10 protein-coding genes are annotated in these 14991 nt (G+C 33.0%); 8 read left to right on the forward strand and 2 right to left on the reverse strand.

Translation table 11 applies throughout. The annotated features are described in order from the left end of the window. Positions 1–159 precede the first annotated feature (159 nt). Entirely contained in the window at positions 160–615 is a 456-nt protein-coding gene (locus psyc5s11_RS05685; protein ID WP_224038128.1) for a DUF3990 domain-containing protein, read from the forward strand. Beyond that, positions 608–1054 carry a hypothetical protein gene (locus psyc5s11_RS05690; protein ID WP_224036663.1) on the forward strand — a complete coding sequence of 149 codons (447 nt, stop codon included), beginning with the start codon at positions 608–610 and terminating at the stop codon, positions 1052–1054. Before psyc5s11_RS05685 ends, psyc5s11_RS05690 begins: the two co-directional genes overlap by 8 nt. 120 nt (positions 1055–1174) lie before the next feature. Here psyc5s11_RS05690 and psyc5s11_RS05695 read toward each other — a convergent pair whose 3' ends face one another. Both psyc5s11_RS05695 and psyc5s11_RS05700 read right to left on the reverse strand, forming a co-directional pair. Then, on the reverse strand, positions 1175–2089 hold the full coding sequence (locus psyc5s11_RS05695) for an IS3 family transposase (protein ID WP_311196440.1): 915 nt from the start codon (positions 2087–2089) through the stop codon (positions 1175–1177). Further along, positions 2062–2742 (reverse strand): helix-turn-helix domain-containing protein, encoded by a 681-nt coding sequence (locus psyc5s11_RS05700; RefSeq protein ID WP_224034445.1) that lies wholly within the window; start codon positions 2740–2742, stop codon positions 2062–2064. The genes psyc5s11_RS05695 and psyc5s11_RS05700 overlap by 28 nt, the downstream gene beginning before the upstream one ends. 294 nt (positions 2743–3036) lie before the next feature. Between psyc5s11_RS05700 and psyc5s11_RS05705 the strand changes: the two genes are divergently transcribed. From psyc5s11_RS05705 to psyc5s11_RS05730, 6 genes are all read left to right on the forward strand, one after another. Next, positions 3037–6372 carry an InlB B-repeat-containing protein gene (locus tag psyc5s11_RS05705; protein WP_224036664.1) on the forward strand — a complete coding sequence of 1112 codons (3336 nt, stop codon included), beginning with the start codon at positions 3037–3039 and terminating at the stop codon, positions 6370–6372. A gap of 365 nt (positions 6373–6737) precedes the next feature. Then, positions 6738–8063 carry a TIGR00366 family protein gene (locus psyc5s11_RS05710; RefSeq protein WP_224036665.1) on the forward strand — a complete coding sequence of 442 codons (1326 nt, stop codon included), beginning with the start codon at positions 6738–6740 and terminating at the stop codon, positions 8061–8063. Positions 8064–8279: 216 nt separating this feature from the next. Beyond that, the gene (locus psyc5s11_RS05715) at positions 8280–9224 is read left to right on the forward strand and encodes a 3-hydroxyacyl-CoA dehydrogenase family protein (RefSeq protein ID WP_224036666.1); all 945 of its coding nucleotides are present in this window, start codon (positions 8280–8282) and stop codon (positions 9222–9224) included. A gap of 30 nt (positions 9225–9254) precedes the next feature. Next, positions 9255–10781: an acyl CoA:acetate/3-ketoacid CoA transferase gene (locus psyc5s11_RS05720; protein WP_224036667.1), complete on the forward strand. Its 1527-nt coding sequence runs from the start codon at positions 9255–9257 to the stop codon at positions 10779–10781. Between the two features lie 203 nt (positions 10782–10984). Continuing rightward, positions 10985–12802 (forward strand): two-component system sensor histidine kinase AtoS, encoded by a 1818-nt coding sequence (atoS, locus tag psyc5s11_RS05725; protein WP_224036668.1) that lies wholly within the window; start codon positions 10985–10987, stop codon positions 12800–12802. Positions 12803–12883: 81 nt separating this feature from the next. Further along, a complete protein-coding gene (locus psyc5s11_RS05730) occupies positions 12884–14854 on the forward strand; it encodes a methyl-accepting chemotaxis protein (RefSeq protein WP_224036669.1) in 1971 nt (656 codons plus the stop codon). The last annotated feature ends 137 nt before the right edge of the window (positions 14855–14991 follow it).

The following is a 14991-nucleotide window of genomic DNA, read 5'->3' on the forward strand; positions in this document are numbered from 1 at the left end:
TAGTATGCTTTATAAGAAATGGAGTGGAGCCAATAATTGTTGTTTTTTATGTGTGTAAAGTAATGCTAATAGAGGCCGTTTTAAAATGGCCTCTAGAAGATGAATTTTAAAAATGATATAATAAAAAGAAGAAAATATGGAAAGAAAGGTGAGTATTTTATGTTGTATCATGCATCAGGAGAAATTGTAGAATTTCCAGAGATAAGAAAAAGTAGGTATACAAAAGATTTTTCATGGGGATTTTATTGTACTAATAATTTTGAACAAGCTAAAAAATGGGCTGAACGAAATAGGGAGTATGCTACAGTTAATTATTATACTTTTACAGAAAATAGAGACTTAAAAATATTGAAATTTGAAAATATGACTGATGAATGGTTAGATTTTATTGCAGCTTGTAGAAAAGGATTAATACATGATTATGATATAGTAGAAGGACCAATGGCAGATGATACTGTTTGGAATTATGTAAATGACTTTTTAGCTGAAGAAATTACTAGAAATATTTTTTGGGAGTTAGCAAAATTTAAATATCCTACTCATCAAATAAGTTTTCATACATTAAGAGCATTAGATTGTCTCCAGTTTGAGAGGAGTGAAATTGTAAATGAATGATGTTCAAAAAAATAATTTATTTTACGTTTGTTCACTTATAGAGTTTATTGGAAGAAATACGAAAAATAGAAGAGCGACCATTGTAAAAATACTTGGAAAGAAAGAATTAGAGAGGCAGTTAGAACTTGCAGATGTTAATCATTGTTTATCATTTGAACAAGTATCAGATGAGATAATAGAATATTTTAATATTCAAGAAGGTGATTTTGATTCAGTAGGGCTATGCAAATATAATGTGCCAAGTTTCCAAGCAATAGGTAAAGAATATCAAAGATTAATAATCGATGTAAGTTCAGAACACGATAATATAGTAGATCTGCTATACTTAGTATTTCAATCATTCATTAGTGATGAAATTTCAGATTTTAATTCGTCAGTATATTATAGTACTCCAGAATATTTGAAGTATTCTTATTTGGAAGGAAAATTATTAGCATAATTTAAATAGTATAAAATTTATAGTGGATTTTAAAGGTCGTGCTTGGATTCCACCCATGAAACCCACGAAAAGCTTAATTGAACTGCTCCCTGTCAAGTAGACAGATGAAAAAATAAAAAATTATGAAGCTAAGGTCTGATTTCGATATTCAATTGGAGTCAGACCTTTTAAGTTTTTCTGTAACCTTTTTGTATTATAAAATACTATGTAGTCATCAATTGATTGTCTCAATTCTTCATATGTATAAAACTTTTGCAAATAATACATCTCACATTTGAGAGTTCCCCAAAAACCTTCCATTGGTCCGTTGTCGATACACCTACTAACACGTGACATACTTTGGGTTGCATTGATCTTATCAAGTTTAGCTTTGAAAGTTCTATTAGTATACTGAAATCCCCTGTCACTATGAAAAAGCGGCTTTGCATTCGGATTAGCAATTACTGCTAAGTCAAATGTATCAAAAACAAGTTGATTGTTATTTGAGTGACCGACCACATAAGAAACAATGCTTTTATCAGATAAATCAAATATTGCACTGAGGTAAGCCTTTTGACCATTAAGTAGCTTAAATTCAGTGACATCTGTTAACCATTTTTCATTTGGTTTCTTTGCATAGAATTCTCTATTTAATTTGTTTTCTGCCGTAATTTGTGGAGTACTTTGCAGATAAGACTTTCTCTTTTTTCTTATAACTGATTTCATGTTAATAGACTTCATTAATCTATAAATTCGTTTATGATTATACTGTTTATTAAGAAGTCGATTTATATTCATTGTTATCCGACGGTATCCATAGATACCATGTACATCTTCATAAAGTTTAACAATTTCTTTTAGTATTAGTGAATTCTCTTTATCTAATTCAGTCTCTGAACGGTTAATCCATTTGTAGTAAGATGATCGTGCAATATTAGCTAAATTGCATAAATCAGCTATTGGATAGTCGTTTTCCTCATGTAATTCTTTTATAGAAATATATTTATATTCTTGAAATATTCTAGTACTTATCGCCTTCTTTCTACTTCCTTCAATTTTTTTAAGAAATCAATCTCCATCTTTAAACGTGTATTTTCTGATTCGATAAGTTTCAATTGTACAGATAATTTTTCCAATTCAGTAAGCTCAGTAGCTTCTTTACGCTTACCGCGTCGATCCATTAGTGCCTCATATCCATTAGCTTCGTATTTTCTTACCCATGCATAAACTTGTTGATAAGAAACTTTAAATTTATTAGCAGTGGCTTGATAATCACCATTATTCGAAATGCAGAATGCAACAATCTCAATTCTTTCTTCATAAGTAGTTTTTCTTCCATTAGTCATAATTCTATCTCCTTGCTTACTATGAGATTTAAATATTTTATGACCATTATACTTCTTAATCCAATCTCTGAGAACACGAGGAGATGAAATTTCATATATGCAGCATATATTTCTTAAAGAACCTTTTCCGGCTAGATAATCTTTAACTGCATTAAGTTTAAGCGAATCAGAATAATATTTATTTTTTGTAGAAACTATTAAATTTGCTTCCCCAACATCATTATATATTTTCAACCAGTCATAAAATGTGGCACTATGAATTGCCATCTCATCACATATCTGTATAACTGCTTTTTCTCCTGATAGATATTCTTTAATTCCTTTCAATTTCTCTTCCAGAGAACATTTCGTTTTTCTTGACATTAAAATACCCCCTTTATAGAAACAGTTTTATTATTTTAACTGTCTACTATAAAGGGAGCATATCATAACAAATTTAAGTGTGTTTTTTACATTTCAGGCCGTGATTTTTACATTTGAAGATTATTTAGAATAATTCATGATATTGTATAAATAGTTACATTGTTATACAAATCAACAAGTAAGTCATATTGACTTGCTATTTTTTTGATTATGATTAATACACTATTCTATAAATCTAAAAGCTTGTAAGTTTTGCACAAGACTAAATTATTAATTGATATGGGGGAATAAAAAATGAAAAAACACAGGAAAAAATTTTTAAGTCTGTTTACTGTATTTATGCTACTTTCATCCATGGTATTTTCAACGCCATTTACAGCAATGGCAGCAGAACCTTTGCATCCAATAACATGGGGTAGCTCAGTAAATGGCTCTACAGTAGATTGGACGCTTAATGATGGAGACATATTGGACTTGAGTGGTATTACTGCTACTGATGCAGGTACAAGTGGTAAGAAGATTACAGCAAATGGAGGGTCTGTTAAAATTATAGGAGCTACAGATAAGACCTTTGAAAATCTTGCTATTAATATTACAAATGGATCAAGTGTTACAATTGAAAATCTCAATATAACAAATACTACATTTAATAGTTCTGCAATAATTGCAGGTGATGGCAATGATAATAATAAGCTTATTATATCAGGTACAAACAATATTATATCAAGTGTGAATTTTTATGCAGGCATAAGTGTTGAATATCTAAATAAGCTTTCAATTACCAATGTAGACACAGAGGTAAAGCCTAAACTTACTGCTACTGGAGGAGACGGTGCAGCAGGAATCGGCGGCAGAATGGAGAGTGGTAGAGGTGGAACTACTAATATATATGGTAGTGCAGAAGTAACTGCTACTGGAGGATTCGATGGCGCAGGAATCGGAGGCGGATTTGGTGGTAGAGGTGGAACTACTAATATAGAGGGTAGTGCGAAAGTAACTGCTACTGGAGGAGACTATGGAGCAGGAATCGGTGGTGGAAATGGTGGTAGCGGTGGAACTACTAATATAAAGGGTAGTGCAGACGTAACTGCTACTGGAGGAGTCAATGCAGCAGGAATCGGTGGCGGTGTCGGTAATCTCAATAGTATCGGTGTTAGCAGTGGTACTATTAATATATATGATTATGCAGAAGTAAATGCTACTGGAGGAGACTATGGAGCAGGAATCGGCAGCGGATATAGTGGTGAAGGTGGTGATATTAAGATATATAGTAGTGCAAAAGTAAATGCTACTGGAGGAAAATCTGGAGCAGGAATCGGCAGCGGATATCGTAGTATAGGTGGTGATATTAAGATATATATATATGACAGTGCCGATGTAACTGCTACTGGAAGAGACAGAGGAGCAGGAATCGGCTGCGGATATAGTGGTGAAGGTGGTGATATTAAGATATATGGTAGTGCAAAAGTAACTGCTACTGGAGGAGACAAGGAATCAGAAATCGGCAGCGGAGATGGTGGAGTAGGAATCGGCGGCCAAGATAGTGAGTCGAGTGGTACTATTAATATAGATGGTACTCCAAATATAATTGCATTTGGGAAAAGCAGCACAAAAGGTGCTGTAAATGGGACCGTAACAACAACATCATCACTACCAATTATGTCAGGTGAATTATTATCTCCACTTTCAACTACTAGTAATGTAAGCATTAACGTAACAGACGCAACAAATAGCGCAAATACAAAAGATTTAACATTTCCATCAGGTGCATATTCCTTTTTAACAACAGTTAGTACAGCAGGAAAATACACAGTAGATGAAGATACTATGAGTCTTGTAAAAACTAGTGAACCTACTGATGGTATTTATGATTTAAGCAGTGCAACTTTGAATGAATATAATATGAGTGTTGGATGTAAGGTTACCTTTGATTCACAAGTGGGCACTTATGCTAATAAATATTCATTTGTAACAAGTGGTAGTAAAGTATCAAACCCAGCAACTGAGCCAGCTAAAGTTGGGTATAAATTTGAAGGGTGGTTTAAGGAAGCAGCTTGTACTACTAAATGGAATTTCACTACTGATGTAGTAAATATAAATACAACATTGTATGCAAAATTTACACTAACATCTTCTAATGGAAGTGATCCAGTAATAACACCACCAGGTAACAATAGTACAACACCAGCTGCAGTAACAATTAAAGGAACTCAAAAAGTTGGTAATACTTTAAGTGCTGAACTTATTGATGAAAATCAAAGTGTAACTACTACAAGTGCAGCAGTAAGTTACAGATGGTATGGATTAAATAGTTTGAATTCTGAATTTGTTAATGTAATAGGAACAGGTACAAACTATACATTAACTAGTAGTGATCTAGGTAAATATATAGGATTAAATGCTACTTATGATGGAAAAACATTTATAGATAAAACTGCAATGATTACAGCAAATTCATCAAGCAGTAGTCCAAGTTCATCATCAAGTAGTAGTTCAAGTTCATCATCAAGTAGTAGTTCAAGCTCTTCATCAAGTTCAAGTACAGAACAAATCACAGTGCCTATTACAGATGGTAACAGTGATAATTCGCTTTCACAAACTGTAGTTCAAAGAACTACCAAAACAGATGGTACAAAAAAAGATGTTGTAAGTTATACAGCAGATAAAGCGACGCAAACAGTAGCTTCATTAATAAAGGAAGGCAATGATACAGCAAGAATAATATTGCCAGATGGTAAAGATGAAGTATCAGAAGCAACAGTAAATATTCCTAAAGCTACAATTTCTGTACTAGAAAGTGGAAAGATAAACTTCGAAATAGACACAGAAAATGCTAGACTTTCTTTACCTAAAGAATCTATACAAGGGTTATCTCAAAATGGAGATTTCTATTTCAGATTTGTTCCAATAAAGGATGAGACCAAGAAAAAAGAAATCGAAGCAAGGGCAAATCAACAACAAGTAATAAGAAATATATCAGGAAAGAATAGTGCTCAAGTATTAGGTCGTCCAATGACCATAGATACAAATATGAGCCCAAGACCAGTAGATATTATAATACCGTTAAAAGGTTTTACAATTCCAAGCAATCCAGCAGAGAAAGAAGCATTCTTAAAAGACCTTGGAGTATTTATAGAACATAGTGATGGAGAAAAGGTACTTGCAAGAGGTGAAATAGTAGAATATTCAAGTGGAGTTTTAGGAGTAAAAGTTAGAACAACTAAATTTAGTGATTTTACAATAGTAAAATTAAATCAACAAACAACTAATAATGGTGCAGGAAGTTGGGAAAAAAGTGAACAAGGTTGGAAATACATTAAAGATGGACAACCTGTTACTGGATGGAATCAAATAGATGGTTCTTGGTACCTAATGGATTCAACTAGTGTTATGCAAACTGGTTGGAAGCAAATAAATGGTACTTGGTACTTATTAAAAGATAGTGGAGCTATGGCAACAGGATGGATACAGTCAAATGGAATATGGTATTTATTAAAGAATAATGGAGCTATGGCAATAGGTTGGCAAGAATCAAATGGTGAATGGTACTACTTATATAGTGATGGAGCTATGGCAAGAAATACAGTAATTGAGGGTTATCTATTAGATGCAAGTGGAGCTATGGTTTAATAATACAAAATAAGCGGCTGTGCAAAACTAATATATGAAATATAAGGATATCAATTGTCAAAGTAAATAGAAAGTGTGCAGGATTTTGCACATATACTGTATAAAAAGTTCGCACTTATTTTTTACAAATAAAAATAAGTGTGAACTTTTTCGTTTTTATATATATAAATTCTAATTATTTTGCTTAGATTTAAATCGTCAAAGTGTCTCTGGACAGGCAAAAGTTGATTTTTTACGACATTAATTTTAACTTTTTCTTTTTTGAACTCTTAGAAAGGCGAATTTGGCACGTATTTTGCTATATTAATAAAGTGTAGGAATAAACAAGCTTGTTGTTCATTAATAAATCTAAGGAGGCAAAAAAGATGATAAAAGGATTATCTAAATTTTTCACAACTATTGTTCAAAGGTTTCTTCCAGACCCACTTGTTTTCGCAATGATTTTAACATTAATTATGTTTGTTTCAGGTATTATATTTACTGGCCATACTCCGATTGATATGATCGGATTTTGGGGTAAGAGTTTTTGGAATCTTCTAGCATTTGGAATGCAAATGGCGCTAATTCTAGTTACTGGTAGTGCATTAGCTAGTTCACCGCCTGTTAAACGTATCTTAGAAAAGATTGCAAGCATACCTAAAACACCAGCTCAAGCTATTATGCTTGTTACATTTTCAGCAGCAGTAGCTAATATTGTTAACTGGGGATTTGGTCTAATTGTTGGTGCCTTACTTGCAAAAGAAGTTGCTAAAAAAGTACCACGTACCGATTATCGTTTATTGATTGCAAGTGCATATATTGGTTTTATGACTTGGCATGGAGGATTATCTGGTTCAATTCCTCTATTGGCAGCAACTAAAGGGAATCCAATGGAAAAGGCCATAGGATTAATTCCTTTAAGTCAAACTATTTTTGCACCGTTCAATATTTTTATAACTATTGCTTTGATAGTTGTATTACCTTTAATGACAAGAATGATGATGCCTAAAGACGAGGATGTTGTAGAAATTGATCCAGCTTTATTAGCGGCAGAGGCAGCAGCTGGGATTAGTACTGATACTACAACTGAAAAAACATTTGCTGTGCGCATTGAAAACAGTAGAATTATTGCATGGCTAATTGGTATTCTTGGGGTTTCATATATGGTCTATTACTTTATGAATGGTGGTTCCATGGATGTAAACGCTGTAAATATGATTATGTTCTTTGCTGGTATTATTCTTCATGGTAGTCCTTTATCTTATATGCAGGCTGTAGTTAATGGAGCAAAAGGAACAGCAGGCATAATGGTACAATTTCCGTTCTATGCTGGTATACAAGGCATGATGGAGTTGTCAGGATTAGGCGGCTTAATTACTAGCGGTTTTGTTAGTATTTCAAATGTTCATACATTCCCAATCTTTGCATTTTTAAGCTCAGGATTAATTAACTTCTTTGTTCCATCTGGTGGTGGACATTGGGTTGTGCAAGGTCCATTTATAATGCCAGCTGCACAAGCACTTGGCGCAGATCTTGGAAAATCAGCTATGGCAATTGCGTATGGTGAAGCTTGGATGAATATGGCGCAACCATTTTGGGCATTACCAGCTTTAGCTATAGCTGGCCTTAAAGTTCGAGACATTATGGGATATTGTGTAACAACCTTAATTGTAGGTGCTTTAATCTTTGGTGTAGGTTTGGCTTTGTTTTAACAATTGAAAAAATAAAAATACGTTTTTAAATCTAAGACTAGTAAATTATTTAATACTTGTAGATTCACATATATTTTTATCAGTTAATAGCCTCGAACTATAATCTGTAAACATATGTGGAATTTGCAAGTATTAAACTTTAGTTTCATAAAGAAAATTTTGAAATCATTTTAACATTATAAATAAAGAATAAAACATATGGAAAGGATGATGAAAATGAATATAAAAAATATAGCAGTATTAGGTACTGGAACTATGGGACATGGCATAGCATTATTTTCTGCTAAGGCAGGGTTAAATGTAATTATGTATGGTAGATCAGATGAAAGTTTAGAAAGAGGTTTTAATAGTATAAAGGCTAGTTTAAATCTTTTGAAAGATCAAGGAAAATTAGAAGATAGCAGGTGCAAAGAAATTTTAGATAAAATAAAAGGAGTTACAAGTATTGAAGAAGCTACCAAGAATGCTGATTTTATAATAGAATCCTTGGCGGAAAATTTAGAGCTTAAACAAAAAATATTTAAGAAATTAGATGAGCTTTGTCCACCAAGTGTAATTTTAGCAACTAACACTTCAGGACTTAGTCCAACAGATATATCTAAATATACAAAACATCCAGAGAGAATAGCAGTTGCTCACTTTTGGAATCCACCACAATTAATTCCTTTAGTTGAGGTAGTTCCAGGAGAAAAAACATCAGAGGATACAATAGCAAAAATTATGGAATGGGTTGATTTTATAGGAAAAAAATCTGTTCGCATGGAGAAAGAATGTTTAGGTTTTATAGGAAATAGATTACAATTGGCGTTACTTAGAGAAGCTTTATATATAGTAGAAAAGGGCTGGGCAAAACCAGAGGAAGTAGATAAAGCTATAGAGTATGGTCATGGGAGAAGGCTTTCTGCTACTGGACCATTATGTAGTGCAGATTTAGGAGGATTAGATATTTTTCATAATATTTCTTCATACCTATTTAAAGATTTATGTAATTATTCTGAGCCATCTAAGTTAATGGAAGCTAAGGTTGAAGCAGGGGAAATCGGAAAGAAGAATAAACAAGGCTTTTATAATTGGTCACCAGAATTTTCAGAAAGAAAAGAAAAGGAACGTGCAGAAGTACTTTTATATTTCTTAGAAAGGGATTCTAAGAATAATGAATAAATGATATAAAATAAAATGGAGGTAATTAATATGAAGTCAAAGGTAATTTCTAAAGAACAATCAATTGATTTAATAAAAAATGGATCTACTATTGCAGTAGGTGGGTTTGTTGGATGTGCTCATCCGGAAGAAATTACATTGGAAATAGAAAAACAATATTTAGAAAAGCAGGCGCCTAACAATTTGACATTAGTTTTTGCAGCAGGTCAAGGGGATGGTAAGGACAGAGGGTTAAATCATCTTGGTCATGAAGGTTTAGTTAGTAAAATAATAGGTGGACATTGGGCATTGACACCAAAACTTCAAAAACTAGTTTTAGACAATAAAGTACAAGCGTATAATTTACCTCAAGGGGTTATATCACACTTGTATAGAGACATTGCGGCTGGAAAACCGGGTACAATTACTCATGTTGGATTAAAAACATTTGTAGATCCTAGAATTGAAGGCGGTAAGCTTAATGAAGTTACAAAAGAAGATATTATAAAAGTAGTTAATATTGAAGATAAGGAGTATTTATTATATAAAACTTTTCCTATAGATGTTGCGATTTTAAGAGCTACTTATGCAGATGAGGATGGAAATGCAACATTAGAAAAAGAAGCTGTGACGCTTGATGCAACAGCAATGGCTCAAGCTGCTAAAAATTCTGGCGGAATAGTAATACTTCAGGTTGAAAAGGTAGTAGCTAAAGGTTCACTTGATCCAAGAAAAGTCAAAATTCCAGGAATATATGTTGATGCTATTGTTGTTGCATCTTCAGAAAATCAAATGCAAACTTTTGGTGAAGACTTTAATTCAGCATATTGCGGGGAAACTAAAGTATCAGTAGATTCAATAGAACCATTACCACTTAATGAGAGAAAGGTAATAGCAAGAAGATGCGCTAAGGAACTTGTACCTAATGCAATTACTAATTTAGGCATTGGTATACCGGAAGGAATAGCTATAGTTGCTAATGAAGAAGGTATTGCAGATGAAATGACTTTAACTATAGAAACTGGTGGTGTTGGTGGAGTGCCAGCAGGTGGATTAAGTTTTGGAGCTTCAACTAATCCAGTATGCATATTAGATCAAGGTAGTCAATTTGATTTTTATGATGGAGGAGGTCTTGATGTAGCTTTCTTAGGACTTGCACAATGTGATAAATTAGGGAATATAAACGTTAGTAAATTTGGAACTAAGATTGCAGGCTGTGGCGGATTTATTAATATAACTCAAAATGCCAAGAAGTTAATATATTGTGGTACATTTACAGCTGGTGGTTTAAAATTAAAAATCGGGGATGGTAAATTAACGATAGAAAATGAAGGTAAGGCTAAGAAATTTGTAAATGCTGTTGAACAAATTACTTTTAGTGGTGAATATGCATCAAGTATTGGACAAACTGTGCTTTATGTTACAGAAAGAGCTGTATTTAAGTTAACTACGGATGGCCTAGTTTTAGAAGAAATAGCGCCAGGAGTAAATTTGGAAAAAGATGTTCTAGCTCATATGGAATTTAAACCAATAATATCTCCAAAATTAAAGCTTATGGATGAAAATATGTTTAAATAGTTGATTTAAAAAGTTCTTAATTGTGCTTAAAAAAATACCCCGCTAAGTAGATTTTGACAGAAATACCTACTTAGTGGGGTGGTCTGATTTATTATGTTGCAAGGCTTTGCTTTTGCTTGACACGAAATTGAATACATATAATAATTATAAAATAAGATATATTATGAAAAGTATGAAATATTAATGTTTATGGGGGTATTCTGATGAGGCTTTTTAGTATGCGTTATAAGCTTATGATTATCCTTGCACTTGCAGTGGTAATACCACTTGTAGGGAGTGGCTATATATTAATTCATAGTGCGGAAAAGGCTATGAATTCAGAGAAGGAAATCAAGCTTTATGGAATAGCAAGAACTTTGGATGCTAGTATGGTAGGTGATTTTGAATCATTATTATCTATAGAGGCTGAGAATGCTTCCCATGACGAGAAGGTACGACTACTTAACCAAAAGTTATCAGGGATTACGGAGAAAATTGTTTCGGGAAATCCAGGAGTAGGAGGCGGGTATTATTCTAAAGATCTCGACTGTATTATTACCTATGGACCAAGTTCTCAATATGACTCAACTGTTGGACAATCAATAAGTGAAGAACATTTGGGGCGTGAAGTAATGAAAAAAGGGATATCTTTGACTGCACGTGGCAAGATGGTTAGAGGAAATATTCTAAATGCCATGGTTCCGCTTATTCGAGATAATCGTGTAATCGGATACGTATGGGCTAACGAAATGACTGAAAGTATAGAGAGTCAAATATATGAGATGGAAGTTGTGATGTACAATGGGTTGGCTATTGCTTTGTTAGTGGGACTAAGTATCAGTATGACTTTGGCAAATAGCGTTTCTAATTCTGTTCATGGTATTATTAAAGGGCTATCGAGTTTGGGCAACGATTTAAGTCACCGACTGCCAGAAATTGATGGTGAATTTGGGAAAATTGCTTCAGCTATTAATGGAATGGCTCAAAGTTTAATGAATACACGTTCACATACAGAAATTATTATGGAGAGTATGGTAGATGGAATTATTACAATTGATAATAATGAAAAGGTGACAGAGATAAACACTGCTGCTTGGTCTATTATGGGATTAAATCAAGATGTGATTGGCATTAATTATAGAGATCTCTTCTCTGGAAATATTAAAGTCCTTGACATATTGCTAGAAACTTTGCATGCCAGTAAAAAATTTATTGGATATGAAGTAGAATTTACTCGTTCGGACGGTGCAATTATCCCTATCAGTGTCAGCACCTCTATGCTACATAATAATAATAATGTATTGGGTGTAGTTGTAGTTTTCAAAGATTTATCAGAACATAAGGCTTTTGAGGATTGTGTGAGGAGAGTAGATCGTCTTGCTGCAGTTGGGGAGCTTGCTGCTGGTGTGGCTCATGAAATACGTAATCCTTTATCAGCTATTTCCGGGAGTGTGCAAATTTTGGTGGATGAATTGCCAATAGATAATTCTGCGCGAGTTTTTGGAGATATTGTATTGAAAGAGGTTGACCGTGTTAACTGTATCATTGAAGATCTTTTATATTTTGCTAAACCTTCCAAACACTATGTGACATCAATTAATACCAACGAACTTGTGGAAAATGCTCTTTTTTTACTTTTACCGAGTATAAAAAAGGAGATTGTTATTTTAGAAACACACTTTGATCCATCAATTGGAGTTATTTCTGTTGATGCCCAACTCATTAAACAAGTTTTAGTTAACTTATTACTAAATGCAACGCAAGCTATTCCTCAAGAAAACGGAAAAATCACAGTTACAACACAAGGGATGATTAAAGGGATTGAGATTATCATAGAAGACAATGGAAAAGGGATTGATCAGAAAAGTTTACCAAGAATTTTTGATCCTTTTTTTACCACAAAGGACACAGGTACGGGTCTAGGACTTGCTGTTAGTAACAAAATCATAGAAATTCATCAAGGACACATTCGAGCTGAAAGTATCCTTGGTATTGGAAGTACATTTACAATCTACTTACCTTATGAAAGTGTAATTAAGTAAGTATAGTGTAAAGTGAGATATAAAAAACTAAGAAAAGTAATTTATTAAGTTACACTAATTATAAAGAGATTGGATGATTTGATGAAAAGTATTAAGACTTTGCTCACGGTTGCTATTATACCTATTATTTGTTTATCTATGACTGTACTTGAGGTTACAAGTTATATAGGAACAAAACAGATGGTTGATACAGAAGTACAGACAACGATGACTTCTAGCACTCAATCAACAGCTAAAGAAATTGGATTATGGCTTGATATTAGAAAGGCAGAGATGGAAAGCATTGCAAATTCTCCTGTTTTCTTAAAAGGAACTAAGCAGGATATAATAGATTATATGTCTTCTGAAACAAGTCGTCTTCCTCTATATAGTGCGTTTTGGCTTTCAGATGCTAATGGAGATTGGTATTCTGCTACAGGGACAACAGGAAGTATAAGCGAAAGGCCTTATTATAAAGAATTACTAGCTACAGGAAAAACGGTAATATCAGATCCTTTACTTGGGAAGGCAGATGGGAAAATGGCTGTAGTTGTTGCTGTTCCAATAAAGGTTAATGGTACTATTAAAGCTATTTGGGGTGGTAATGTAAAACTTGATGAATTGACACAATACATATCTTCTATAAAAGTAAAAGAAAATGGTTATGCCTCACTGAATTTATTAGATGGAACAGTAATTGCTAATCCTAATAATGATTTGATTTTAAAATATAATCCATTGAAAGATGAGCAAATTGAACCAAAATTAAAAGGAATATATCAAAATATATGCAAAGGTGAAACAAATGTTGAATACTATGCTTCTAATAAGCAATATATTTCATATACAACTGTTCCAGGAATTAATTGGACGATTAGTCTGATGGCATCTGAAAGTGAATTTACTGGACCACTTGTACAACAAATTTTTGAATCAGCTTTAGCTTTAGGTATTACTTTAATAATAGTAATATTTTTATTTCTATTTATGTTAAATAAAATGCTAAAACCATTAAAAACCATAGAGAATATGGCATTCCGCATCTCAGATGGTGATTTTAGTGTTACAAAGGTGAAGGTTAATTCAAAGAATGAATTTGGAAGACTCGCTAAAACTTTTGAAAATATGATAATAAATTTGAGAGGATTTATTGAACAAGTTTCAAGTTCAGCAGACAATGTATCAGCTGCCTCAAAGCAATTAACTGAAAGTTCTGAGCAAACTTCGTATGCAGCAAACCATATAGCAACAACTATTATGGATGTATCAGAAGGGGCTAATAAACAAATGGAAGCTGTAAATCAAACTTCATCTGCCATTGAAGAGATGGATAAAAAAATAAAGAATATGGCAGATAATACAGAGAGCATGATAGAAACAGTAGGGGAAACTGCAAATGCTGCACAGCTAGGAAGTAAAGCTGTTGATGAAGTAATTGTTCAGATGAGCAAGATTGAAAAAGCTGTCAACAGTTCTGCAAATGTAGTTGGAATATTAGGTAAAAGCTCAAAGGAAATAGGACAGATAGTAGATACAATATCTACTATAGCTGAACAAACTAATCTTTTAGCACTAAATGCAGCAATAGAAGCAGCACGTGCAGGTGAATCAGGTAAAGGATTTGCAATAGTGGCAGAAGAAGTACGAAAACTTTCTGAGCAATCTAATGTAGCATCAATGCAGATAGCAAAACTTATCGGAGATATTCAAAGAGAAACTGATAATGCTGTAGTTGTAATGAAAGAAGGAACCAAAGAAGTTAGAAATGGAACTGATGTTGTAAATTCAGCAGGTAAGGCATTTAGTCAAATATCACAATCAGTTGAGCATGTAGCAGTACAAGTAAGAAGTGTATCGGAGACAGTAAAACAAATATCATCAAACAGTAATAAGATTGTTACTTCAACTTATGAAATAGAAAAAATTAGTAGTGACACTGCAGAAAAAACGCAGACTGTAACTGCAACAACAGAAGAACAATCTGCATCAATGTTTGAGATTGCTGGATCAAGTCAGAATTTACTAAAACTATCTGAAGATTTGCATGAAGCTATAAGTAAATTTAAACTATAATAATACTTGGGATATTATTACAAATTTTACTTTGATATATATTATTATATTTGCATAATATTTAAATTGATTCAAATATTAGATGTAAAATATCGAAATTGGTTAAATATTGATATATACTGTAAAATGTTGTATAA

The organism is Clostridium gelidum, assembly GCF_019977655.1.
GTDB classification, from domain to species: Bacteria; Bacillota; Clostridia; order Clostridiales; family Clostridiaceae; genus Clostridium; species Clostridium gelidum.

Bases quoted from the DNA above. Each gene is read 5' to 3' on its own strand.
- psyc5s11_RS05685 (WP_224038128.1), top strand. From the start codon at position 160: ATGTTGTATCATGCATCAGGAGAAATTGTAGAATTTCCAGAGATAAGA.
- psyc5s11_RS05690 (WP_224036663.1), top strand. From the start codon at position 608: ATGAATGATGTTCAAAAAAATAATTTATTTTACGTTTGTTCACTTATA.
- psyc5s11_RS05700 (WP_224034445.1), bottom strand. From the start codon at position 2,742: ATGTCAAGAAAAACGAAATGTTCTCTGGAAGAGAAATTGAAAGGAATT.
- psyc5s11_RS05705 (WP_224036664.1), top strand. From the start codon at position 3,037: ATGAAAAAACACAGGAAAAAATTTTTAAGTCTGTTTACTGTATTTATG.
- psyc5s11_RS05710 (WP_224036665.1), top strand. From the start codon at position 6,738: ATGATAAAAGGATTATCTAAATTTTTCACAACTATTGTTCAAAGGTTT.
- psyc5s11_RS05715 (WP_224036666.1), top strand. From the start codon at position 8,280: ATGAATATAAAAAATATAGCAGTATTAGGTACTGGAACTATGGGACAT.
- psyc5s11_RS05720 (WP_224036667.1), top strand. From the start codon at position 9,255: ATGAAGTCAAAGGTAATTTCTAAAGAACAATCAATTGATTTAATAAAA.
- atoS (WP_224036668.1), top strand. From the start codon at position 10,985: ATGAGGCTTTTTAGTATGCGTTATAAGCTTATGATTATCCTTGCACTT.
- psyc5s11_RS05730 (WP_224036669.1), top strand. From the start codon at position 12,884: ATGAAAAGTATTAAGACTTTGCTCACGGTTGCTATTATACCTATTATT.